General features: G+C 65.0%; 22 protein-coding genes. 14 read left to right on the top strand and 8 right to left on the bottom strand.

Features of this window, described 5'->3' with window-relative positions:
- The first annotated feature begins 84 nt into the window (after positions 1 to 84).
- The 3 genes from ACVINW_RS15420 (at position 85) to ACVINW_RS15430 (ending at position 5,543) form a co-directional block, all read left to right on the top strand.
- Positions 85 to 897 (top strand): response regulator, encoded by an 813-nt coding sequence (locus ACVINW_RS15420; RefSeq protein WP_212012335.1) that lies wholly within the window; start codon positions 85 to 87, stop codon positions 895 to 897.
- 151 nt (positions 898 to 1,048) lie between these two features.
- Positions 1,049 to 5,152 (top strand): ATP-binding protein, encoded by a 4,104-nt coding sequence (locus ACVINW_RS15425; RefSeq protein WP_456756403.1) that lies wholly within the window; start codon positions 1,049 to 1,051, stop codon positions 5,150 to 5,152.
- Positions 5,153 to 5,297: 145 nt separating this feature from the next.
- Positions 5,298 to 5,543 carry a hypothetical protein gene (locus ACVINW_RS15430; protein WP_456752086.1) on the top strand — a complete coding sequence of 82 codons (246 nt, stop codon included), beginning with the start codon at positions 5,298 to 5,300 and terminating at the stop codon, positions 5,541 to 5,543.
- A gap of 25 nt (positions 5,544 to 5,568) precedes the next feature.
- Here ACVINW_RS15430 and ACVINW_RS15435 read toward each other — a convergent pair whose 3' ends face one another.
- A complete protein-coding gene (locus ACVINW_RS15435; RefSeq protein WP_456752087.1) occupies positions 5,569 to 5,841 on the bottom strand; it encodes a hypothetical protein in 273 nt (90 codons plus the stop codon).
- A gap of 177 nt (positions 5,842 to 6,018) precedes the next feature.
- Between ACVINW_RS15435 and ACVINW_RS15440 the strand changes: the two genes are divergently transcribed.
- Together ACVINW_RS15440 and ACVINW_RS15445 are read left to right on the top strand one after the other, a co-directional pair.
- Positions 6,019 to 6,195 (top strand): hypothetical protein, encoded by a 177-nt coding sequence (locus tag ACVINW_RS15440; RefSeq protein WP_456752088.1) that lies wholly within the window; start codon positions 6,019 to 6,021, stop codon positions 6,193 to 6,195.
- 37 nt (positions 6,196 to 6,232) lie between these two features.
- Positions 6,233 to 6,355 (top strand): hypothetical protein, encoded by a 123-nt coding sequence (locus ACVINW_RS15445; RefSeq protein WP_456752089.1) that lies wholly within the window; start codon positions 6,233 to 6,235, stop codon positions 6,353 to 6,355.
- 450 nt (positions 6,356 to 6,805) lie between these two features.
- Here ACVINW_RS15445 and ACVINW_RS15450 read toward each other — a convergent pair whose 3' ends face one another.
- On the bottom strand, positions 6,806 to 7,060 hold the full coding sequence (locus tag ACVINW_RS15450; RefSeq protein ID WP_456752090.1) for a hypothetical protein: 255 nt from the start codon (positions 7,058 to 7,060) through the stop codon (positions 6,806 to 6,808).
- Positions 7,061 to 7,227: 167 nt separating this feature from the next.
- Here ACVINW_RS15450 and ACVINW_RS15455 point away from each other — a divergent pair, with 167 nt between their 5' ends.
- The 5 genes from ACVINW_RS15455 (at position 7,228) to ACVINW_RS15475 (ending at position 10,553) form a co-directional block, all read left to right on the top strand.
- On the top strand, positions 7,228 to 7,449 hold the full coding sequence (locus ACVINW_RS15455) for a hypothetical protein (RefSeq protein WP_456752091.1): 222 nt from the start codon (positions 7,228 to 7,230) through the stop codon (positions 7,447 to 7,449).
- Between the two features lie 131 nt (positions 7,450 to 7,580).
- Entirely contained in the window at positions 7,581 to 8,261 is a 681-nt protein-coding gene (locus tag ACVINW_RS15460) for a transglutaminase-like domain-containing protein (protein ID WP_456752092.1), read from the top strand.
- Positions 8,262 to 8,298: 37 nt separating this feature from the next.
- Positions 8,299 to 9,225 carry a DMT family transporter gene (locus ACVINW_RS15465; RefSeq protein WP_456752093.1) on the top strand — a complete coding sequence of 309 codons (927 nt, stop codon included), beginning with the start codon at positions 8,299 to 8,301 and terminating at the stop codon, positions 9,223 to 9,225.
- Positions 9,226 to 9,329: 104 nt separating this feature from the next.
- A complete protein-coding gene (locus tag ACVINW_RS15470; RefSeq protein ID WP_456752094.1) occupies positions 9,330 to 9,506 on the top strand; it encodes a hypothetical protein in 177 nt (58 codons plus the stop codon).
- Between the two features lie 654 nt (positions 9,507 to 10,160).
- A complete protein-coding gene (locus tag ACVINW_RS15475) occupies positions 10,161 to 10,553 on the top strand; it encodes a hypothetical protein (protein WP_456752095.1) in 393 nt (130 codons plus the stop codon).
- Positions 10,554 to 10,688: 135 nt separating this feature from the next.
- Here ACVINW_RS15475 and ACVINW_RS15480 read toward each other — a convergent pair whose 3' ends face one another.
- The 3 genes from ACVINW_RS15480 to ACVINW_RS15490 all read right to left on the bottom strand — a co-directional run bounded on the left by ACVINW_RS15480 (position 10,689) and on the right by ACVINW_RS15490 (position 12,856).
- Positions 10,689 to 11,135 (bottom strand): hypothetical protein, encoded by a 447-nt coding sequence (locus ACVINW_RS15480; RefSeq protein ID WP_456752096.1) that lies wholly within the window; start codon positions 11,133 to 11,135, stop codon positions 10,689 to 10,691.
- A gap of 161 nt (positions 11,136 to 11,296) precedes the next feature.
- Positions 11,297 to 11,668 (bottom strand): DUF883 family protein, encoded by a 372-nt coding sequence (locus ACVINW_RS15485; RefSeq protein ID WP_456752097.1) that lies wholly within the window; start codon positions 11,666 to 11,668, stop codon positions 11,297 to 11,299.
- 75 nt (positions 11,669 to 11,743) lie between these two features.
- On the bottom strand, positions 11,744 to 12,856 hold the full coding sequence (locus ACVINW_RS15490; protein WP_456752098.1) for an AI-2E family transporter: 1,113 nt from the start codon (positions 12,854 to 12,856) through the stop codon (positions 11,744 to 11,746).
- Between the two features lie 211 nt (positions 12,857 to 13,067).
- Between ACVINW_RS15490 and ACVINW_RS15495 the strand changes: the two genes are divergently transcribed.
- From ACVINW_RS15495 to ACVINW_RS15505, 3 genes are all read left to right on the top strand, one after another.
- A complete protein-coding gene (locus tag ACVINW_RS15495; RefSeq protein ID WP_456752099.1) occupies positions 13,068 to 13,898 on the top strand; it encodes a L,D-transpeptidase in 831 nt (276 codons plus the stop codon).
- A gap of 27 nt (positions 13,899 to 13,925) precedes the next feature.
- A complete protein-coding gene (locus ACVINW_RS15500) occupies positions 13,926 to 14,558 on the top strand; it encodes a DUF2865 domain-containing protein (protein ID WP_456752100.1) in 633 nt (210 codons plus the stop codon).
- Between the two features lie 113 nt (positions 14,559 to 14,671).
- Positions 14,672 to 14,827, top strand: a complete 156-nt coding sequence (locus ACVINW_RS15505; RefSeq protein ID WP_021076357.1) for a Thivi_2564 family membrane protein — start codon at positions 14,672 to 14,674, stop codon at positions 14,825 to 14,827.
- Positions 14,828 to 14,984: 157 nt separating this feature from the next.
- Here ACVINW_RS15505 and ACVINW_RS15510 read toward each other — a convergent pair whose 3' ends face one another.
- Together ACVINW_RS15510 and ACVINW_RS15515 are read right to left on the bottom strand one after the other, a co-directional pair.
- Positions 14,985 to 17,147, bottom strand: a complete 2,163-nt coding sequence (locus ACVINW_RS15510; RefSeq protein ID WP_456752101.1) for a malate synthase G — start codon at positions 17,145 to 17,147, stop codon at positions 14,985 to 14,987.
- 148 nt (positions 17,148 to 17,295) lie between these two features.
- Positions 17,296 to 18,531: an MFS transporter gene (locus ACVINW_RS15515; protein ID WP_456752102.1), complete on the bottom strand. Its 1,236-nt coding sequence runs from the start codon at positions 18,529 to 18,531 to the stop codon at positions 17,296 to 17,298.
- A 78-nt stretch (positions 18,532 to 18,609) separates the two neighbouring features.
- Between ACVINW_RS15515 and ACVINW_RS15520 the strand changes: the two genes are divergently transcribed.
- The gene (locus tag ACVINW_RS15520; RefSeq protein ID WP_456752103.1) at positions 18,610 to 19,611 is read left to right on the top strand and encodes an AraC family transcriptional regulator; all 1,002 of its coding nucleotides are present in this window, start codon (positions 18,610 to 18,612) and stop codon (positions 19,609 to 19,611) included.
- A gap of 109 nt (positions 19,612 to 19,720) precedes the next feature.
- On the opposite strand, the gene cysC is transcribed toward ACVINW_RS15520, so the two are convergent.
- Complete coding sequence (gene cysC, locus ACVINW_RS15525; RefSeq protein WP_456752104.1) at positions 19,721 to 21,640, bottom strand: adenylyl-sulfate kinase; 1,920 nt, start codon at positions 21,638 to 21,640, stop codon at positions 19,721 to 19,723.
- Between the last annotated feature and the right edge of the window lie 43 nt (positions 21,641 to 21,683).

Below are 21,683 nucleotides of genomic sequence, written 5' to 3' on the forward strand. Positions count from 1 at the left end.
GCTGGATTCTGTAAAACTGGATACTGTCGTCCCCAGACAACGGGTTTCAGGCCGGTAGGCCTCACGAACAAGGATGGAGTGGGAATGTCCCGATCGCAGATCGTTGCCGAGCACCTTCCGTTGTTGCGCCGTTACGCTCGCGCGCTGACCGGAAACCAGGCGTCGGGGGACGCCTATGTCGGGGCCATGCTCGAGGCCTTGTTGCAGGATGGCTCATTGCTGGACCAGACGCATGGCCCCCGCGCCGGCCTGTTTCGGCTGTTCACCCAGATCTGGAATTCGGTGTCGGTGAACAACAACGACAACGAAGACGTGGCGACGCTGTCGCTGCCGCCCGAGCGCCGGCTCTCCAACATCACGCCGCTGCCGCGGCAGGCCTTCCTGCTGCTGTCGCTGGAAGGCTTTTCGGAGGAGGAGGTCGGCTACATCCTCGGCACCGATATCGCCGAGACGCGCAAGCTGACCGATGCCGCCGGCCGTGAGATGGCCGCCGAGATCGCCACCGACGTCCTGATCATCGAGGACGAGACCTTCATCGCCATGGACCTCGAGAGCCTGGTGAAGAATCTCGGCCACAACGTGATCGGCGTCGCGCGCACGCATTCCGATGCGGTGGCGCTCGCCAAGAACAAGAAGCCCGGCCTGATCCTCGCCGACATCCAGCTCGCCGACGGCTCGTCGGGCCTCGATGCCGTGAACGAGCTGCTGCGGACCTTCGAGGTGCCGGTGGTGTTCATCACCGCCTATCCGGAGCGCTTCCTGACCGGCGAGCGGCCGGAGCCGGCGTTCCTGATCTCGAAGCCGTTCCAGCCGGCGATGGTGTCGGCGGTGGCGAGCCAGGCGCTGTTCTTCCAGCGCAACTCGCGCAACCGCACGCCGCGCGCGGCGTCGGCATGAACTGAGTTTACGCAAGAGGGCAAATGCGACCGGCGTACCGAAAGGTACGCCGGTTTTTTGTTTGGGTCGTTCAACCCGACGGGTGCGTCTACCTGTTGCGGAACAGAGATCATCGACACGAGTTTGCTCCTTATTGTTTGGGCCTGGCGGGCTGATTGTGTCGATATTGCAAACCCCGATAGCTGCTGGTGATGAACTCACCGAGCGTCTCTTCATCGGCCGCAGCGAGCTTGCGGCACTCATCAAGAATTTGGATTGGGCGAGTACTTCGTTAGGTCCGCCCGAGAGCTGGCCGGAGAGCCTGAAGACTGCCGTGCGCATCATGCTCACCTCGCAGCAGCCGATCTGGATCGGGTGGGGTGACGATCTGACGTTCCTCTACAACGATCCCTACAAGTCGATCATCGGCGGTAAGCATCCCTGGGCACTGGGACAGCCGACGCGCGTGGTCTGGCGCGAGATCTGGGATGACATTGCTCCGCTTCTAAACAAGCCCATGGGAGGGAGTGAAGGCACTTATGTCGAGGCCCAGCTGCTGATCATGGAGCGCAATGGGTTTCCGGAAGAGACCTACTACACGTTCTCCTACAGCCCGATTCCCGATGCCGACGGCGTGCCCGCCGGAATCTTCTGCGCCAATACCGACGATACGCAGCGCGTCATCAGCGAGCGCCAGCTCTCGCTCCTGCGCGAGCTTGCCAGCCGCGCGGCCGAGGCGCGGAGCGTCGAGGAGACCTGCGAACGCAGCGCCGCCGCGCTTGCGACCGATCCCCGGGATCTGCCCTTTGCGATGATCTATTTGATCGACCCGCAGGAGCAGGTGGCGCGCCTGGCGGCGACCAGCGGCATCGATCGGCATCATAGCGGGGTGAAGCCGCAGCTCTCGCTTGACGGCAGCGAGCCGTGGCCGGTCGCCGAGGCGCAGACGGGCCGTGACGGCGTGCTGGTGCGGAACCTGAAAGGTCTGTTCGGTCTCGATTTTCCATCCGGCGGCTGGCGGCAGGCGCCGGAGCAGGCTGTCGTCCTGCCGGTGCTTGCCGCCGGTGATGCGGTCGCCGGCCTCCTGATTGCCGGCCTCAATCCATTCCGCCTCTATGACGAACGCTACACGAGCTTCCTCGGGCTGGTATCGGCGCAGATCGCCGCCGCAATCAACAATGCCCAGGCCTACGAGGAGGAACGCCGCCGCGCCGAGGCACTGGCCGAGATCGATCGCGCCAAGACGACCTTCTTCTCCAATGTCAGCCACGAATTCCGCACGCCGCTGACCTTGATGCTGAGTCCGCTCGAAGAACTGATGAGCAAGGCGGACAAGCATCTACCGCAAGAGCAGCGTTCGCTGCTTGACATCGCACACCGCAACGGTCAGCGCCTGCTGAAGCTGGTCAACACGCTGCTGGATTTCGCGCGTATCGAGGCGGGCCGGATTACCGCCACATACGAGCCGGTCGACCTTGTTGCGCTGACGTCCGACCTCGCCTCGAGTTTTCGTTCGACTGCCGAGAAGGCCGGTTTGGGTCTCGTGATCGAGACCGAGCCGCTGCCTGAGCCCGTCTATGTCGACCGCGACATGTGGGAAAAGATCGTCCTCAACCTGCTCTCGAACGCATTCAAGTTCACATTCGATGGAGAGATCGCGGTCTCCATCAAGGCCTCGCCCGACGGTACTGCGGCCGAGATCGTCGTGGGTGACACGGGGACCGGCATTCCTGCGTCGGCGCTGCCGCACATATTCGATCGGTTTCAGCGCGTCGAGGGGGCGCGCGGCCGCTCCTTCGAAGGAAGCGGTATCGGCCTTGCGCTGGTACGCGAACTGGTGAAGCAGCATGGTGGGCAGATCCGCGTCGACAGCGAGATCGATCGCGGGACCACCTTCACCATCGCGCTTCCGTTCGGAAGCGGACATCTTCCGGCCGAGCAGATCAGTGCGGGCAACGCGGTCGCTTCGAGCAGTGTTCGTGCACAGGCCTATCTCGATGAGGCAATGGGATGGCTGGACGGCGGTGATCCCGACGATCGACCCGATCCCTCGTCATCGGAGGATCTCGGTTTTGCAGCGTCAGCGATTGCCGGACGGCGGCAACGCATCCTGCTCGCTGACGACAATTCGGACATGCGCGAATACGTGCGCCGCCTGCTCGCTCCGCTCTACGACGTCGAGGCGGTCGAAGATGGGCAGGCTGCGCTGGAGGCGGCTTGGCGGCAGCGGCCCGATCTCGTCCTGAGCGACATTATGATGCCGCGCCTGGATGGCATCAGCCTCCTTAACGCGCTGCGCTCCGATCGGGACCTGAAAGGCCTGCCGGTCATCTTCCTTTCGGCACGCGCCGGTGAGGAGGCGAAGGTCGAGGGCCTGCAGATCGGCGCCGACGATTATCTCGTCAAGCCGTTTAGCGCGAGGGAGCTGCTTGCGCGCGTCGCCGCGAATCTCGAACTATCTGCCTCGCGGTCGGAGCGTGCGACACGGCTTGAAGAGGAGGCGCATGTCCTCGAGCTCTTGAACAAGGTCGGCAGTGCGGTTGCAGGCGAACTCAATCTCGATCGCGCTGTCCAGATCGTCACCGATGCGGCGACCGAGTTGACCGGCGCATCCTTCGGTTCGTTCTTCTACAACGTAATCAACGACAAGGGCGAGAGCTACATGCTCTACACCCTATCGGGCGCGCCGCGCGAGGCGTTCTCGCGATTCCCGATGCCGCGCAACACCGCGGTGTTCGCACCGACCTTCAATGGCGATGCGATCGTGCGGTCTGACGACATCCTGAAAGATCCCCGCTACGGCAAGAACGATCCGCACTACGGGATGCCGAAAGGGCATCTGCCGGTGCGCAGCTATCTGGCGGCACCGGTTGTGTCGCGCTCCGGCCAGGTGCTGGGTGGCCTGTTCTTCGGCCACCCCGAGCCGGGCGTCTTCGGCGAGCGAGCAGAGCGACTGATCGCCGGTATCGCCGCGCAGGCGGCGACCGCGATCGACACCGCGCGGCTGTTTCAAGCCGCCGAGCGTGAGGTCGCCGAGCGGCGCCGCGCCGAGGCCGCGTTGCAGGCCCTCAACATGACTCTGGAGCAAAGGGTTGTGGAGGAAGTCCAGGAACGGATCAAGGCCGAGGAGCAGCTGCGACAGATCCAGAAGATGGAGGCCGTCGGCCAGTTGACGGGCGGCATCGCTCACGACTTCAATAACATGCTGGCGGTGATCATCGCCGGCCTCAATCTGATCCAGCGCAAGCTTGCGAAGGGCGAAAACGACGTCGAGCGTTTCGTCGCGGCCGCCGTTGATGGCGCACAGCGCGCCGCGGGCCTCACCCAACGCCTGCTTGCCTTCTCGCGTCAGCAACCGCTTGCGCCGGTTACGCTTGACGTCAACAAGATGATATCGGGCATGGCCGAGTTGCTGGCGCGGACGCTTGGCGAGACCATCGGGCTTGAAACCGTGCTGGCCGCGGGCCTGTGGCGCGTGCGCGCCGATTCCGGCCAGCTCGAAAACGCCGTCCTCAACCTATGCGTCAACGCCCGCGATGCTATGCCGGGTGGCGGCAAGCTCACGCTCGAAACCGCCAACTGCTATGTCGACGAGGTCGCGGCGAGGGCATATTCGATTCCATCCGGTCAATACGTCATGATCGCTGTGGCGGACAACGGCAGCGGCATGGCCGAAGGGGTCATTGCCAAGGCGTTCGATCCCTTCTTCACCACCAAAGGGGTCGGCAAAGGTACTGGCCTCGGCCTCAGCCAAGTCTATGGCTTCGTGCGCCAGTCCGGCGGCCATGTGAAGATCTATTCGGAGATTGGGGTCGGTACGACCGTCAAGATCTATCTGCCGCGGTACCGTGGCGAAGCAGATCCGGACCCTATCAGGCGTGCGGCGATCGCCTCATACCGCGGGCAGACGAGCGAGGTCATCCTGGTGGTCGAGGATGAGGATCGCGTGCGTGGCGTTTCGGTCGAGGCGCTCCGGGAGCTCGGCTACACCGTGGTCAGTGCTGCCAATCCCCACGACGCCCTGCAACTCCTCGATGGCGGCCTATCGGTGGCGTTGCTGTTCACGGATGTGGTCATGCCCAGCATGTCGGGCCACGATCTTGCCGTACGAGCGCGCGAGCGCATTCCGGGCCTCAGGGTACTCTACACCACCGGCTACACCCGCAACGCCATCGTTCACAATGGCATCCTCGATCCCGGCACCAATCTGCTGCCGAAGCCGTTTTCGATCGACGAATTGGCGACCAAGGTCCGCGAGGTCTTGGACGGATTCTAGCGGGTGATCCGGTGCTCGCTCGAATCTACGTCCTTGTCGCGCGGACCGGCATCGCGCTCGGCCTCGAGCTTTCGCGGCCGTGCAGCCTGCAATCTCGATTTGCTTCACCCGGCGGATGCCGCCGACAAGCTCTGAGATCGGCGCGATGGCGCTGAAGCTCGGCGGCATGGCCCTGGCGGTGCGGCGCCTGTGCGATGGCCGCAGGAACGGAGGTTCGCGAGACGCGTTCTCCCGAAAAGGGAGCTTGGCCATGCGCAAAGCGATCGCGCGGCTCGATGCGGAGCAGAAGGCGCAGCTGCTCTATCTCGCGGATCTTGGCACAGCGATGTTCACGTCGGCGCTCGTGGTCTGTCTCCTGAAGGCCGTCGTGGACCTCTTTGTCTCCGGCTGAATAGGCTTGCCAGGTCAATGCGCCATCAATCCTCTTGCGGCGCAGCGTCTTGTTGCGGCGTCGTGCCTTGCGCGTCGACTGGGGTGTGCCCGTCGGGCCCCCGATCGAACACCCCGTATTCGCTGGATTTTACTCCAGCGGCCCCATCGGTCCCGCCGCCAGCCATGCCGAGCTTCAGCAGCTCGCGAACCGCCGCGGCCCGCGTCGGCATGCGGTGCTTGAATCGGAAATCGTCGAGGGCAGCCAGTTCCTCTGGCGATAGCATGACTTGCAATCGCTCGGCCCGCAGTTCGTTCATCGTTAATTACCCAGACTTAGCGAGTTGAGTAACTCGCTAAACCAGCAAACTCTCCGCGAGTTCCAATACTTGAGACAAAAACGCCGAATGAGTAAAATAATAAAGCAAAATCAATTAGTTATCAAAAAATAAAGGAACGTCAGGCCACCTCTTTCGTTACATCGCGGGAGAGATGCCATGACTAACCACGTCAAGCTGCCCCGCAAGCTATCCGAGGAGCCGAGCGCTCCGGAACCGCGGCGCCCGAGCCACGCGCGCGTCATCGATGAACTGGACCGCTGGGCCAATAGTCCCGGTCTGCAACCACCTGAGGTGGACGATGGAGAGAACGATTCGAAGGCGGAAACGGTCTGAGCCCCACACCTTCGAGCAGCGGCTTGAGGAGCATCGGGTGCGGCTTGAGACCCAACTCGCGCAGCTGCCGCGTGGCGTCGAGCGCGAGCAGATCATGGCACGCATCGAACAGCTGAAGACAGCGGTCGAGCTCAACGCGATGCTGTCGACGACCGCATGAGCCAACACCGGAGCGGTGGCGCGCCACCTTGCTCCCGCCGCTCCGCCCACCTTCCGTCGCCCTGACGCGCCTTCTCCACCTTCTCGCCCGACTGCGGTCGTGCTGATGCAGCGGGGTGAGCTATGGCCGGCCGGCGCCTACATCGCGCCTTCGTCACGCTCTCGATCCTCGCGCTGTTCGGCGGCCTGCGGCTGGCCCGGCGTTCGCGACCTAATGTTCAACCGTCGTCCTCAGGAGCGGCCTTTTGGCCGCGTCTCAAAGGACCCACGGCCGGCCGCTGGCCGTCAACCCTTGCCGCCGCCGGCTCCTTTGCATGGGGTTGTTTTGCGGTATTTTGGATTCGCCCCCTGCGACGCTCCGGCTGGAGCATTTCGAGCGAAGCCGATACCGGTTCGCGTGAAGCAAACGGGTCACGGAGCCCGCTCCTATTCCATCGGAGCGGGAAAGGCTCTAGTCTGTGGGGCGGCGGCCGGTGCGCGGGTTGAGCGGTGCGGTCGGCGGCCGCCGCAGCGCTTCGGGAAGGAATGCTTCCTCGCTCCGGGGCGAGGCGTCGGCACGCACATCGGCGGCCCATTGCGCGCGTTCGTGCGGCGTCTGGTTGTCATCGAATGTCCGCTTCACGTCCACCCCGCCGACCGGGTCGTTGACGCCGTTCCGACTGGCGGGATGGTCGACGCCGCTGTGGATGTCACTGGAGTTCCCCATCGTAGTCTCCGCATCTGGTTGCTGCGGATCAACGTGGGCTGCGCGAGCGCCGTTCCAAAAAGTGAAGGGCCACAGGTATCGTTTGCCGCCGGAATCCTTGGCGCGCGCGGGACCAGTCGGTAGGATGGAACCCGGATGGTGGCTAGAGACCAGGGAAAGACCGGGGAATGAAGCATGTCGACGTCGCAGTGATTGCTGCCACGCTGTGGCTGCTGGCGTCGATGGTGCTGGACATCCTGACGCCGAAGTCGATCACCGCGCTGATGATCGCTGCCGCGCTTGCCCCGCCGTTCCTGATCGGGATCGGCATCCATTTCGCACGCGAATATTTCAAGGCGAAGCGGCGCAGCTACCGGCCGCCGCAGTTGGACGAACGCTTCAAGAACTAGACGCGCTTTCACGCGAAGTGGCACCGGTTCGCGTCAAGAAAACGCGTAAACCTCAAGCCGGCGGGGCAGGGCTGCGACAAGGGTTGTACGAGCTGCATTGATCTGGTCCCGTTGCTTGCTAAGCTTGCGGCATGACCGAGCATCTCCCTGACACGATCAGCCGCCTCTACACCGACCCCGGCGAGTATATCGACAGCGACCATCCCGCCGTCGAGGCGTTCGCCCGCGCCGCCGTTCCACCCGGCGCCAGCGCGCGCGAGATTGCGAGCCGGCTCTACACCGCGGTCCGCGACGGCATCCGCTATAACCCCTATGTCAGCATGCGCTCGCCGGAGAGTTATCGCGCCTCCAGCGTGCTCGCCGCCGGCAACGGCTATTGCGTCGGCAAGGCGGCGCTCTATGCGGCGGCCTGCCGCGTGCACGGCATCCCGGCCCGGGTCGGCTTCGCCGACGTCCGCAATCACCTCACCACCGAGAAGCTGCGCCAGAGCATGGGCTCGGACCTGTTCACCTGGCACGGCTTCACCGAAGTGTTCGTCGACGGCGCCTGGCGCAAGGCGACCCCGACCTTCAACGACACGCTGTGTGCCAAGCTCGGTGTTGCGCCGCTCGATTTCGACGGCCATGCGGATGCGCTGCTGCATCCCTTCGACGGCGAAGGCCGCGCCTACATGCAGTATGTCAACGACCACGGCACCTATCACGACGTCCCCGCCAAATTCCTGATGCGCGAGATGGCGCGCGAATATGCCAACATGCAGGGCGAGGACATGGCCGGCCGCGACATGGAGCGGGAAGCGGCGGAGCAGTAGCGCACGCCGCGGCGCACCGGCTTGAGGGGGCGGTGTCATGGATGCGGAGCGGCCGAAGGCGCAGGTCAGCCGCCCGGCGACGGGCTGGGAGGACACGGTCGCGCTGACCGGCTTCATCCTGGTCGCCGTCGGCCAGGCGTCGAACCAAGTGCTGGCGCGCGGCCTTGCCGGCTCGGTGCCGCCGTTCTCGCTGGCCTTCTTCCGCTGGAGCATCATCGCCATCGGCCTGGCGCCGTTTGCGATCGCGGCGATCCGCGACGGCAAGATCCCGCTGGCGCCGAATTTCTGGCCGATCCTCGCCGCCGGCTTCCTCGGCATGTTCCTGTGCGGCGGCCCGGTCTACATCGCCGGCATCACGACGACTGCGATCCACATCGCGCTGATCTTCGCGCTGTCGCCGATCATGGTGCTGCTGATCTCGGCGGCGCTCGGCATCGAGCATATCGGTCCGCTGCAATGGCTCGGCACGGCGCTGGCGCTCGCCGGCGCGCTGCTGATCGTCTCCGGCGGCCATCTGGAAACGCTGACGCAGTCGAGCGCGGCCTGGGGCGATCTCCTGGTGGTGGGCGCGATGCTCGGCTGGTCCGGCTACACGCTGGTGCAATCGCGCGTCGCGCCGCGCGCCTCGCTGCTGGCGCGGGTCAGCCTGTTCTCGGCGGCCGGCGCGCTGTGCTCGCTGCCGCCGGCGCTGCAGGAGATGTGGGCGACACCGGCGGCGGTGTTCAACGCCCGGGCATTCGAGGCCTATGTCTTCGCCGGCCTGGTGCCGGGTCTCGCCGCCTATGCCGGCTTCGCCTGGCTCGGGGCACGGTTCGGTTCGGTGCGGACGTCGCTGGTGCTCTATGTCGCGCCGATCGCGAGCGCCTTGCTGTCCTGGCTGATCCTCGGCGAGCCGCCGAAGCTGATCCATCTGATCGGCGGTCTTTTGATCCTCGGCGGCGTCTGGGCCAGCCTGCGCAAATAGGCCGGGCAAGCTTGCCCGCTGCCGGAAGCCTCGCTCCCGATGCAACCTCTTGTCAGCTCGTGCGTTGAATTCATCGGCGATTCAATACTTTATCGGAGTGTCGTATGAATTTGACTCCCCAGCAGCGCAAGGACCGTGATGCGCAGCGTCAGCAAGACGCGTCGCAGGCGATGAAGGAGCATCGCGCCAACGAGAAGGCGTTCTACGACAATTTCCAACGCCTCAAGGCCGAGCGGCAGGCGCGCGAAGCAGCCGAGTCCCGCAAGCCCGCCGCGAAATAAGCGCCGGGAGCCATGGCCATCGTCCGGATTGCCTGGACCTGACAAACCGAGAAGGAGCGGATGCGAGCGGGCGAGCACGGCGGGCAGGCTCACCCCGATGACGAGATGAGATCTCCAGGCTTATGGAGGACGTCTGATGTATTTTGCCGATAAGAAAACCGTCACTTGCAAATGCGGCGAGCCCTTGAGCGAACTGATGCTCGTTGACGACCAGACGACCGGAATCAAGTTTCACGTCGGTCGCTGTCCGTCATGTCGCGAGGTGACAGTTGTGCGATCCCAGGACGCCCCGACAAGCGACGATGCCTGACGCAGGCGCTCCTCTCGAGCGGGCTGCTGCTTCGCGTGATTTCCCGTGCGCCAGCTACGCGACAGCCCGGCTGACGCATCGCCCGCGGCAGCCCGCGCAAAGCACTGCTGAAAAAGAGCAGGGCGCGACCGGCATCACCACGGTCGCGCCCTACGTCGCCGGTCAATGGGGCAGGGGGAATAACCGGCTGTTGCAATGACTCGCAGGCCCCCGGACTCGTTCCGTGCCGGTAAAAATATTTCGTACACGGTTAAGTGATGGCCGCACGCGAGAACCCCACAGGTTTCGTTCGCGTTGTGTCCAGGATCGCCAACGGGAATTTCCATGGGGCGAGGGACACCACCATGTCAAAGAAGCAAAAGGGAATTTTCGCTGCGTTGGCGGTTGGCTTGACGCTTGGCGCGGTCCAGCTGGCATCCGGCCACGATCTCATTGGCGGCCAGCAGGTTACGACCGCATTGGCGCCCGAGCTTGCCGTCAACCGTGCCGCCAAGGCCGATCGTGCCGTGGTTCCGGCGGTCGCCTTGCCGAGCCGGACCGTCGCTCTGAAACTCGATCGGCTGCCCGACACGTCGGTCCTAGTCCGCGTCCCCGTGGCGCGGGAAGAGGCCCGCAATCATCCCGCAGCGCCCGCCCGGGCTCGACCCGGCGATACTCGCAAGGTGGCCTGTGAGCCCGTGGTCAGCGTCCTGACCGAAGTGGCCAAGCTGCTGCAGCCCGGCCGCTGCGTGACCTGAGCAGGGCATTCTCCTGACGTCATTCCGGGGCGCGCCACTTGGCGCGAGCCCGTGATCCATTTCACCATGAGACGTGTGGCCTAGTGGGTTCCGGGGCTCGCGGTTCGCGAGCCCCGGGAATGACGGTGGAGGGCTTTACTCCTCCTCCGGCTCGCTGCTGCTGGCAGCGCCGCGGCTGGCCATCAGGCCGAGCGCGAGGCCGGCGACCGCGAGGATCGGAACCAGCCGCTTCACGCCGACGGCGCGTGCGATCTGCAAGCCGGTGGCGATCAAGGCTGGATCGGCGAACATGGTCGCCGCGGCCGATTTCGTCGCCTTGGCGGCTTTCTCCGCGCGGCGCTGCATCTCGCGCTTGCGCGACATGTACACGGCGACGGCGATCAACGTGACGACCAGGAATAGCGCTGCGCCGGACAGGCACGCTTCCATCGGTCCGTAGTGCTGCAACACGTAGACGAAGCCGGCCGCGCACAGGAAGGCGAGGGTGATGAACAGCGCGATCGCAGCCGCCGCGGCAAGCGACGTCAGCCGCAGCGCGCTGCCGGTGGACTCCTTGACGTCATCGATCAGCCGCTGAAACATCGACCAGCCTCGCCTTCAACCTTGCGCTCTAGCTAGATCATGATGCGTTTCCACGGAATCGCATCATGATCTCATCGCTTTGTTTTGAGCATGATCTCCGCGCAAACGCCTTTGGCGTCTGTCGCGAGGGAAAACCGGTTTCCACTTTTCCGGATCATGCTCTAGCGCCGCCAGGTGAGGCCGATCAAGAAGCCGAGGCCGACCGCGAGGCCGACGGTCGCCAGCGGCCGCTGCGTGATCACATCTTCCAGCGTCTCCTCGATCGAGGACGCCGCGTCCTGCGCCGCGCCCATCATCGCGCTGCCGCGCTCCGACACGTCGTCGAGCGCATCTTCCGCATTGGCGCGCGCTTCCTTGTAGCGGCGGCGGGCCTGCTTGCCGGCGTTGTTGGCAAACGAGTTGAGCGCGTCGGTGATCTGCTCGGTCAGGGCTGCTATGTCGTTCTTCACGGCGGTGACATCCTTTTCCAGGCGTTCATAGGTCGCTTTTTCGGTCATGTTCTTGATCCCAAATACGCTGTCCGTGCTCGACATCGGAGCTCCCGTATCATTCGCGTGTTGCGGGAAAAACGCCTCGCATCTCACAAAGTTCCAGACGCGAAACCGTGGTTACCCTTCAGGCAGCTGCGGCGAATTGACCGGCATCAAATGCTCTTTGACGATCAACGCGACGATCAAGAGCGGCGACGACAGGAAGGCGCCCATCGGCCCCCACAGCCAGGTCCAGAATGCAAGCGCGAGGAAGACCGCGAGCGCGTTCAGCGACAGCCTGCGACCGACGATCGTCGGCGTCACGAAATGTCCTTCCATGAAGGTCACGACGGTAAAACAGGCTGGGGCGATCAGTCCCGCGCCGATCGTCGGCGAGGAGATAATGCCGACCACCACCAGCACGAGGAACATCGCGACCGGGCCGATGATCGGAATGAAGTTCAGCGTCGCCGCGAGTGCGCCGAGCCCCGCCGGATTGGGCATGCCGGTCACCGCGCAGATCGCGCCGGTGACGATGCCGACGCCGATATTGATCATGGTCACCGTCAGCAGGTAATTGCCGAGATGGACCTCGACCTCGTTGAGGATCCGCAGCGCGCGCAGCCGTGCCTCGCGTTCGCTGAAAGTCATCACCAGTGCGCGGCGCAGATCCTTCCAGCCCGCGATGAACAGGATCAGGGTGGCGATGAACAGCAGGAATTCGGCGAACGTCGGCGACAGGAATTCCAGCGTCGGTTGCACCCATTCGAATTTCGGCAACTGGAAGCTGGCGAGCGTATCGGAGCCGCCGACCATGCTCTGCAATTCCTGCCACAGCGCAAGCGGCCGGTCGAACACGTGCAGCTTCTGCCTCAGGATTGCGCCGAGCTCGGGCAGCCGCGAACTCCATTCCATCACGGGAGAGGCGATCAGTCCGACCATGAAGGCGACCGCGGTGCCGACCGCAATCACAAGCAGCACCGCACCGAGCGCGCGCGGAATGCGGTAACGCTCGAGCAGGCTCGCCGCCGGCGACAGCATGGTGCCGACGATGAAAGCCATGGTGATCGGGAGGAAGAAGGCGCGCGCCAGATAGAGCACGCCGACGATGACAATGACCAGCAGTGCGACCAGCGCAAAGGCGACGACCTCGGCGCGGCTGACGACCGGTGGCAACTCGGCTTTGCTGTCGGGGAGGGGCGTGCCTTCGGGCGCATGGCCAAGCAGACTTTCACCCGGAAAGGCGCGCACCCGATTCCCTCCCGCACGAGGACGAATGAATTTCCTATCAAATTGCGCGTGACAACGACGTTGTCCCGGCGAAGGTTCCATCGCGGGGTCGTGAGACGTGGTGGGTTGACAATTGCGACTTCGCGACGATTCGCGGCGGAACTCTCTGGCGGCCGTGCGCGTTGGCCTGGCATCGCATCACCACGATGCGGATCCCGTCCAGGGGCAGCACATGACACATCCGTCTCTCTCCAGCCGCCGGCTTGCGTCGCGCGTTCCGCGCACCCATGCTCGCACTCTTGCTTTCGCCGGCGCACTGTTCGTGACGCCGTTCGTTGTCACCACCACGGCGAATGCCCAAGTCAGCTCGTCTGCGCTCGGCTATGCCTCGACGCAGCCGGGCGCTTTCCCGTCCGACGAGGCGATGACCAATCCCTCGACTGAAGCCACCGAGGACGGCGCGCTGCCGGAGCGGCTGCGCCGCACCATCGTGGCGCTCAACACGTCGGAGGCGCCCGGCACCGTCATCATCGATACCGGCAACACTGCGCTCTATTACGTGCTCGGCGGCGGCCGGGCGATCCGCTACGGCGTCGGCGTCGGCCGCGAAGGCTTCACCTGGGCCGGCACCCAGACCATCAGCCGCAAGGCCGAGTGGCCGGACTGGCATCCGCCGGCCGAGATGATCAAGCGCCAGCCCTATCTGCCGCGCTTCATGGCCGGCGGCCCGGGCAACCCGCTCGGCGCGCGCGCGATGTATCTCGGTTCGAGCGAGTACCGCATCCACGGCACCAACGATCCCACGACGATCGGCAAGTTCGTCTCGTCGGGCTGTATCCGCCTGACCAATGAGGACGTCTCCGACCTGTTCAGCCGGGTCGATGTCGGCGCCAAGGTCGTGGTGCTGCCGAAGAACGCGCCGCACCTCGCCGCGCGCGAGCTCGGCCCGGCCACGACGCAGATCTCGGTCCGCGCGGCGCCGGGGCAGCCGCGGCCCGCTGTCATGACGCTGCCGTCCGGCCGTCAGGCGATGAACATCCCGGCGACTTCCTCGTTGTATTGACGATCGGCGTCGTACAGAGGGTCGGTGATGGCAAAGCGAGATGCGAGGCGGTGGGCGTTTGGGACGGCGGCATTGCTCGGCCTGTCCCTTGCGCCCGCGGCGCAGGCCCAGGATTTCTTCTCGCACCTGTTCGGCGGCCTGATGCAAGGCCGCCCGCCGATGATCCGCATGCCGTTCGACGACGGCCCCGCACCGATGGTGCCGCGGGCCGAGCGTCGCGCGCGCTATGACGGCGGCCAGGCCTATTGCGTGCGGACCTGCGACGGCCGCTATTTCCCGCTGGCCGCGACCGGCAGCCAGAGCAAGGCGGAAAGCTGCAACAGCTTCTGCCCGGCCAGCGCCACCGAAGTGGTTTACGGCGGCAATATCGACAATGCCACGACCGAAGACGGCAAGCCGTATTCCGAGCTGCCGAACGCATACCGCTATCGCGACGCGATCGTCGCGGGCTGCACCTGCAACGGCAAGGATCCGGTCGGACTCGCCGCCGTGAAGATCGAGGACGACCCAACCTTGCGCAAGGGCGATATCGTCGCCGGCAAGGATGGCTTGATGTCGGTCAACCGTCCGGACCGGCGTGGCGCCTCTCTCAACTTCACGCCGGCGCCGGAGCGTATCCGCGCCAAATATGGCCAGCCAGCAGTCGTGGCGCGCGAGTAGCGCCGCTTGCACGAAGCGGGGTCACTTTCGGTTCCTGGCGCGGAACCGACCTTCCTCCTGAACGTTAGCAACACGCGAACAGCACATTCACCGATGCCATCAGGGGGCCCCGCATGCTCGTCGGCGTACTCGTCACTTTCCTTGTTATTATTCTCGTTCTTTATCTCATCAACATGCTGCCGCTCGACGGTCGCGCCAAGCAGATCGCGCGCGTCGTCGTCATCATCATCGGCATCGTCTCGCTGTTGAAATACCTCGCGGTGTTCTAGCTTCGTCATCGCGAGGAGCGAAGCGACGAAGCGATCCATCTATCCGTTATGCTGAAGCATGGATTGCTTCGCTTCGCTCGCAATGACGTGGAGATGGCGGTGCATCGCCAACAAAAAAGCCCCGGCTCGTCGCCGGGGCTTTTGCTTGTCGTCGCGATCAACCCGCGGCCTTGGCCTCGCGGCGGCGCGCGGTGAGGATGTATTCGGTGTAGCCGTTCGGCTGGGTGCGGCCTTCGAAGATCAGGTCGCAGGCCGCCTTGAAGGCGACGCCATCGAATGACGGCGCCATCGGCTTGTAGAGGGCATCGCCGGCGTTCTGCTTGTCGACCACGACGGCCATGCGCTTCAGCGATTCCATCACCTGATCTTTGGTGATGACGCCCTGATGCAGCCAGTTGGCCAGATGCTGGCTCGAGATGCGCAGCGTGGCGCGGTCTTCCATCAGGCCGACATCGTGGATGTCCGGCACCTTGGAGCAGCCGACGCCCTGGTCGATCCAGCGCACGACGTAGCCGAGGATGCCCTGGCAATTGTTGTCGATCTCCTGCTTGACGTCGTCGGGCGCCCAGTTCGACTGCGACACCGGAATGGTGAGGATGTCGGAGAGCTTGGCGCGCGGCCCGCCCTTGGCGAGCTCCTGCTGGCGGGCTGTTACGTTGACCTGGTGATAGTGCAGCGCGTGCAGCGTGGCCGCGGTCGGCGACGGCACCCAGGCGGTGGTGGCGCCGGCCTGCGGATGGCCGATCTTCTGTGCCAGCATGTCGGCCATCTTGTCGGGCGCAGCCCACATGCCCTTGCCGATCTGGGCGTGGCCGGGCAGGCCATCGATCAGGCCGTTGTCGACGTTCCAGTCCTCATACGCCTTGATCCACGGCTGCGCCTTCATGTCGTTCTTGCGGATCATCGGACCCGCTTCCATCGAGGTGTGAATCTCGTCGCCGGTGCGGTCGAGGAAGCCGGTGTTGATGAACATGATGCGCTTGGAAGCGCGCTGGATGCAGGCCTTGAGGTTGACCGTGGTGCGGCGCTCCTCGTCCATGATGCCGACCTTCAGCGTGTTCTCCGGCAGCGAGAGCATCTTCTCGACCTCTGCGAACAGGTCGCAGGTCAGCGTCACCTCGTCGGGGCCGTGCATCTTCGGCTTGACGATATAGGCCGAGCCGGTGCGGCTGTTCTTGACCTTGGAATTGCCCTTGAGGTCGTGGATCGCGAGCAGGCCGGCCACGGCGGCGTCCAGGATGCCTTCCGGAATCTCCTCGCCCTTGGCGTCGAGTACGGCGTCGGTGAACATGTGGTGGCCGACATTGCGCATCAACAGCAGGCTGCGGCCGTGCAGCTTCAGCTCGCTGCCGTCGGGCTTCTTGTAAACGCGGTCGGCATTGAGCGAACGCGTCAGCGTCTTGCCGCCCTTGTCGAAATCGGCCGACAGCGTGCCGTTCATCAGGCCGAGCGTGTTGCGATAGACCAGCACCTTGTCTTCGGCGTCGACCGCGGCGACCGAGTCTTCCATGTCGAGAATGGTGGAGACCGCCGATTCCAGGATCATGTCGGCAACGCCGGCCGGGTCGTCCTTGCCGATGACGTTGTTGCGGTCGATCTTGACCTCGACATGCATGCCGTTGTTGACGAGCAGGATCGCGGTGGGCTGGGCGGCATCGCCCAGATAGCCGGCGAACTGGGCGCCGTCCTTCAGCGCGGTCGAGTTGCCGCTCTTCAGCTTGACCGAGAGCTGGCCTGCGATCACGGCGTAGGAGGTCACGTCGGTGTGGCTTCCGGTCGCAAGCGGCACGGCCGCGTCGAGGAACGCCTTGGCCTTCGCGATCACCTTGTCGCCGCGCGCCTTGTTGTAACCCTTGCCGCTGTCGCTCGGATCATGCGGGATCGCGTCGGTGCCGTAGAAGGCGTCGTACAGCGAACCCCAGCGCGCGTTGGCGGCGTTCAGCGCGTAGCGGGCGTTGGTCAGCGGCACCACCAGCTGCGGGCCGCAGATCTTGCCGATTTCCTCGTCGACATTGGCAGTCTCGACCTTGTGGGTCGCGGGCTCCGGCAGCAGATAGCCGATCTCCTTGAGGAACGCGGTGTAGGCGTTGATGTCGAACGCCTTGCCCTTGTTGGCGCGATGCCACTCGTCGATCTTGGCCTGCAGCGTGTCGCGGACCGCGAGCAGCTCGCGGTTCTTCGGGCCGAGCTTCTGGAGGATGGCGGCCAGTCCTGCCCAGAACGCGTCGGGCGCGATCCCGGTTTTCGGCGTCGCCTCCTTGGCGATGAAATCGAACAGGACAGGGGCGATCTTCAATCCATGGGCATCGACACGAGTCATGATGGGCTTTCTCAAAGAAATGGGGCGTTTAGGCGCTGTTTTCGAAAGAAATCAGCAAAAAACGCGCCAAAGGGCCGCGTTCACGGCCCTTTTAGCCTTAAAGCCACGGCTCTGAGAAGGCCCCTGCCAGTACCTTCAGGCGCGGAGGTCAGGGCAGCCTGGTCCGCACCCTGGCGGCGATCAGCAACACGGCGAGCAAGAGGGGAATTGCGCCCGCCATGAACACCGCCGGCGCGCCCATCAGGTCAAGGACCAGCCCGCCGCCCGCCGCACCGGTGGTGATGCCGAGGAATATCGAGGCCACGGTCATTCCGGTCCCGCTTTCGGTCTCGTCGGGCACCATCCGGGTGATCCAGGTCGTCGTCGCGACCGGCACGCCGCTGAAGGCGAAGCCCCAGAACGCGACCAGCACCAGAGCCGGCACCACGTCCTTGCCGTAGGCTGCGAGCAACAGACCGACCAGGCTGATGGCGAGCGGCATCGCGATCAGCGTGAGCTTGAGTTTGCGCTCAGCCAGCAGGCCGCTCACGAAGGAGCCGAGGTAGTTGGCGACGCCGAAGGCGAGCAACGTCGCGGCGACGCCGGCGGCGCTGAGCCCGGTCACGTTTTCGAGGAAGGGACGGATGTAGCCGAAATAAGCGAAATGTCCGGTGAAGACCAAGGTGGCCGCCAGGATGCCGGCGCCGATCCCCGGCCGCGACAGAATCTCGATCAAGGTGCCGAGCCCGGCTTCTCCCCTTGGCGCCAGACGCGGCAGGACCATTGCCTGCACGACGAACACCAGTCCGGCAAATGCCGTCGCCAGCAGGAACACGGCACGCCAGCTCATCACCTCGCCGAGATAGCTGCCAAGCGGCACGGCGATGATCATCGCGGCGGGAACGCCGCTCATCACGATCGACAAGGCGCGTGGCACCAGCGGGGTTGGCACCAGTCGGATCGTCGTCGCGGCCGCCATCGCCCAAAAGCCGCCGAGGGCAAGACCGAGCACGATCCGCGCCGTGAGCAGGAAGGTGATGTTCGGCGCCAGTGCCACCAGCAAATTGGAGACGGCCAGAAGAACAGCGAAACTGAGCAGCACCGGCTTTCGATTGAAGTTGCGGGTCAGTGTCGGCGTGAACAACGCGCCGACCAGGCCGGCGAGCGAGGTCGTCGTCACCGCCTGACCCGCCAGCCCCGGGCTCACGCCGAGATCCCTGGCCATCGGCGTCAGCAATCCGGACGGCAGGAACTCCGCCGTCAGAAGCGCGGTGACGCCCAGCATCATGGCGGCGACCGCGCCCCAGGCGGGCGCTTCCGAGGGGAGCGTCTCAAGCGCGACGTCGCGCGGCACTGGCGCAACCACATCGGTGTGCGCCAGAGCCGGGTCCAGTTCTTGATCCATCGACCAAAACTTCCATTTTATGCTGCGTTGCCGCAGACATAGTCTGGAGGTTTTGGACAATCTATGCCAAACGCTTCAATGTTTGATCGATCGTCCAAATCGCGTATCGCCGATACGACTGACGCCGCCGTCGATCTGGTCAGCGAATTGCTGCTCGGCATGCGGCTTGAGGGCGTCTACTACCGCCGGATCCAGACCAGGGCGCCTTTCGGTCTGCGCTTTGAAACGCCATACGGACGCGCACAATTCCATTTCGTCGCGCATGGCACGGCAATGCTGCGTTACGCCGATGCGACGCTGCTGCCCCTTGGGTGTGGTGACGCGATTTTCCTGCCGCGCGGCGGCGCGCATGATCTCGTCTCGGCCGCGGACGAGCCGAGTTGCGACGTCGAGCGTTTCAGGACCGAGACGCTCTGCGGCAACGTCGATGTGACATCAGCCTGCCCTGAAGGATGTCCTCAAGACGAGTCGGTCCTGATCTTCAGCGCCTGCATGAATTTCGACCTTGGCGGCATGCGCCCGCTCATCGCGCTGATGCCGGAGGTGATGCGGGCCGACACGTTGCTTGTCCGCCAGCCGGAAATCGAGCCGATGCTGAAGGCGATGGAGCGGGAAACCTGCACGCCGCGGGCCGGCTCCGTCGGTGTCACCGCGCGGCTGGCCGATGTGCTCGCCGCGTCGATCGTGCGAGGCTGGGTCGAATGCGGCGGCGACAACGCCGTCGGCTGGTTCGAGGCGCTGCGTGATCCGCGTCTCGGACGCGCCCTCGGCGCGCTGCACCGGGCGCCCGGCCGCAACTGGACGGTGGCCGAACTGGCGGCGGAGGCAGGCTGCTCACGCTCGCTGTTCGCCGAGCGCTTCCAATCGATGACCGGGCAATCGCCGCTGCGCTACCTTGCCGAACTGCGCATGCGCCTTGCGACGCAGTGGATCGAGCATGAGCGGCAGCCGATCGATCTGATCGCACAACGGCTCGGCTATGCGTCGCAGGCAGCCTTCAGCCGCGCGTTCAAGCGTGTCACCGGGCGATCGCCGGGGATGCTGCGGCACGCGGTTGGAAGCCAACGCGCGGCGGAATAGGCATCAACCGGATCGGTTTTTTGACACCGCCGTCATGCCCCGCTTCAAGCGGGGCATCCAGTACGCCGCGGCTCATCGGCTCAGGAATTGCCGTCGCTGCAATAGCGAGTCAGATATTCGCCGCCAGGTCGGTCAGCTCATCGAACAGGATGCCGGTGGTGGCCAGCATCCGCTCGATCTCGTCGGTGGCGTCACTGACCGAGCGGTTCGAGGTGTCGATGGTCAGTTCGTTGCCGGTCGGCGGCTGATAATCATTGGTGATGCCGGTAAACGACGCCAATCCGCCGGAGCGGGCCTTGGCGTAATGACCCTTGGGATCGCGGGTCTCGCAGACCTCGGCAGGTGTCGCGACATAGACTTCGCGGAACGCGCTGTCGGCGATGCGGCGCGCAACCGCGCGGTCGGCAGCCGACGGCGACACCGCGGCGACGATCGCGATATGGCCGTTGCGTGCCAGATGGGTCGCGACCTCGGCGAGGCGGCGGATATTTTCGGCGCGATCCTGCGGCGAGAAGCCGAGATCGCTGTTCAGCCCGGCGCGGACGGTGTCGCCATCGAGCAGGATCGGCGAGCCGCCATTGCCGAACAGGCGGCGTTCGAGCGCGCGCGCCAGGGTCGACTTGCCCGAGCCGGGCAGGCCGGTCAGCCAGACCACCGCGCCGTTGTGGTGGTAGCGCGCCGAGCGCTCGTCCGGCCGCAGCGCAGATTCCACCGGCACGATATCGACCGGCACCGCGGGCCGGCCGGCGTCGACCGACAGCACCAGGCCGCCACCGGCGATCCGGCCATTGACCTCGATCACCAGGCGGCCGGTGCGGGGATTGTCGGTGTAGGGATCGGTCGCGACCGGCTGTGCCAGTGAGATGTCGATCTCGCCGACATGGTTGCGCGCGATCGCGGTGTTCTCTTCGTTGGACAGCGCGCCGGGGTCGACCGCCTTCTCGATCGCGACCACGGTGGCGCGGCTTTCCTTGGTGCCGAGCCGGATCAGGATCTGCTCGCCCTTGGTCAGTGGCTTGTCGTGCAGCCAGAAGATCCGGGCGCGGATGCGGCGGGTGTCGCGCGGACTCTGCCCGGCATGTCCGATGATGTCGCCGCGTTCGAGGAACAATTCGCGGTCGAGCGTGATGCCGACCGAGCGCCCGGCGCCGTGCGGGCCGTGCAGCGGCGTCACCGGCCAGCTCTCGACGGTCTTGATCCTGGCGATCTTGCCCGCAGGCATGATGACGATCTCGTCGCCGGCCTTCAGGCTGCCGGACTCGATGCGGCCGGCCACGATGCGGCGGTCATCGAACTTGTAGATCGCCTGCACCGGCAGCCGCAGCGGCAGCTCCACCAGCGGGCGCGCCGGCTCCAGCGCGTCGAGCGCCTCGACCACGGTCGCGCCCTTGTACCAGTCGATCCGCGGCGTGCGCTCGGCGACGCCGTCGCCGTCGCGCGCCGAGATCGGGATCACCGCGGTCGGCGTCACGCCGAGGCCGATCAGATGCGCCGAAATCTCGTCGCTGATCTCCTTGAAGCGGTCGGCAGAGAAATCGACGCGGTCCATCTTGTTGACGACGATCGCGACCTGCTTCACGCCGAGCAGATGCAAGAGATAGCCGTGGCGGCGGGTCTGGTCGCGCACGCCTTCCAGCGCGTCGATGATCAGCACCGCGCCGTCGGCCTGCGAGGCGCCGGTGATCATGTTGCGCAGGAACTCGGCGTGGCCGGGCGCGTCGATCAGCACGACGTCGCGCGAGCGGGTGCGGAAGCGGATCTGGGTGGTGTCGATGGTGATGCCCTGGTCGCGCTCGGTCTGCAACGCGTCGAGCAGGAACGACCATTCGAACGGCATGCCGCGCCGCGCGCTGACCGCCTTCAGCATTTCCAGCTTGCCGTCCGGCAGGCTGCCGGTCTCATGCAGCAGGCGCCCGACCAGCGTCGACTTGCCGTGATCGACATGGCCGACGATGACGATGCGCACTTGCGGCCGCGTCGTGCCGTTGGGCGTTGCCGAGATCGAGGCGGTGGGAAGGATCATGTTCATCGGAACGCTCGCACGAAGTGGGAAGCCAACAGTTGCGGTGAGT

It is taken from the genome of Bradyrhizobium sp. USDA 4461 (genome assembly GCF_054055655.1).

Bases quoted from the DNA above. Each gene is read 5' to 3' on its own strand.
- ACVINW_RS15480 (WP_456752096.1), bottom strand. From the start codon at position 11,135: ATGTTTCAGCGGCTGATCGATGACGTCAAGGAGTCCACCGGCAGCGCG.
- ACVINW_RS15460 (WP_456752092.1), top strand. From the start codon at position 7,581: ATGACCGAGCATCTCCCTGACACGATCAGCCGCCTCTACACCGACCCC.
- ACVINW_RS15440 (WP_456752088.1), top strand. From the start codon at position 6,019: ATGACTAACCACGTCAAGCTGCCCCGCAAGCTATCCGAGGAGCCGAGC.
- ACVINW_RS15420 (WP_212012335.1), top strand. From the start codon at position 85: ATGTCCCGATCGCAGATCGTTGCCGAGCACCTTCCGTTGTTGCGCCGT.
- ACVINW_RS15495 (WP_456752099.1), top strand. From the start codon at position 13,068: ATGACACATCCGTCTCTCTCCAGCCGCCGGCTTGCGTCGCGCGTTCCG.
- ACVINW_RS15470 (WP_456752094.1), top strand. From the start codon at position 9,330: ATGAATTTGACTCCCCAGCAGCGCAAGGACCGTGATGCGCAGCGTCAG.
- ACVINW_RS15475 (WP_456752095.1), top strand. From the start codon at position 10,161: ATGTCAAAGAAGCAAAAGGGAATTTTCGCTGCGTTGGCGGTTGGCTTG.
- ACVINW_RS15505 (WP_021076357.1), top strand. From the start codon at position 14,672: ATGCTCGTCGGCGTACTCGTCACTTTCCTTGTTATTATTCTCGTTCTT.
- ACVINW_RS15520 (WP_456752103.1), top strand. From the start codon at position 18,610: ATGTTTGATCGATCGTCCAAATCGCGTATCGCCGATACGACTGACGCC.
- cysC (WP_456752104.1), bottom strand. From the start codon at position 21,640: ATGAACATGATCCTTCCCACCGCCTCGATCTCGGCAACGCCCAACGGC.
- ACVINW_RS15450 (WP_456752090.1), bottom strand. From the start codon at position 7,060: ATGGGGAACTCCAGTGACATCCACAGCGGCGTCGACCATCCCGCCAGT.
- ACVINW_RS15510 (WP_456752101.1), bottom strand. From the start codon at position 17,147: ATGACTCGTGTCGATGCCCATGGATTGAAGATCGCCCCTGTCCTGTTC.
- ACVINW_RS15485 (WP_456752097.1), bottom strand. From the start codon at position 11,668: ATGTCGAGCACGGACAGCGTATTTGGGATCAAGAACATGACCGAAAAA.
- ACVINW_RS15430 (WP_456752086.1), top strand. From the start codon at position 5,298: ATGGCGCTGAAGCTCGGCGGCATGGCCCTGGCGGTGCGGCGCCTGTGC.
- ACVINW_RS15500 (WP_456752100.1), top strand. From the start codon at position 13,926: ATGGCAAAGCGAGATGCGAGGCGGTGGGCGTTTGGGACGGCGGCATTG.
- ACVINW_RS15435 (WP_456752087.1), bottom strand. From the start codon at position 5,841: ATGAACGAACTGCGGGCCGAGCGATTGCAAGTCATGCTATCGCCAGAG.
- ACVINW_RS15515 (WP_456752102.1), bottom strand. From the start codon at position 18,531: ATGGATCAAGAACTGGACCCGGCTCTGGCGCACACCGATGTGGTTGCG.
- ACVINW_RS15455 (WP_456752091.1), top strand. From the start codon at position 7,228: ATGAAGCATGTCGACGTCGCAGTGATTGCTGCCACGCTGTGGCTGCTG.
- ACVINW_RS15465 (WP_456752093.1), top strand. From the start codon at position 8,299: ATGGATGCGGAGCGGCCGAAGGCGCAGGTCAGCCGCCCGGCGACGGGC.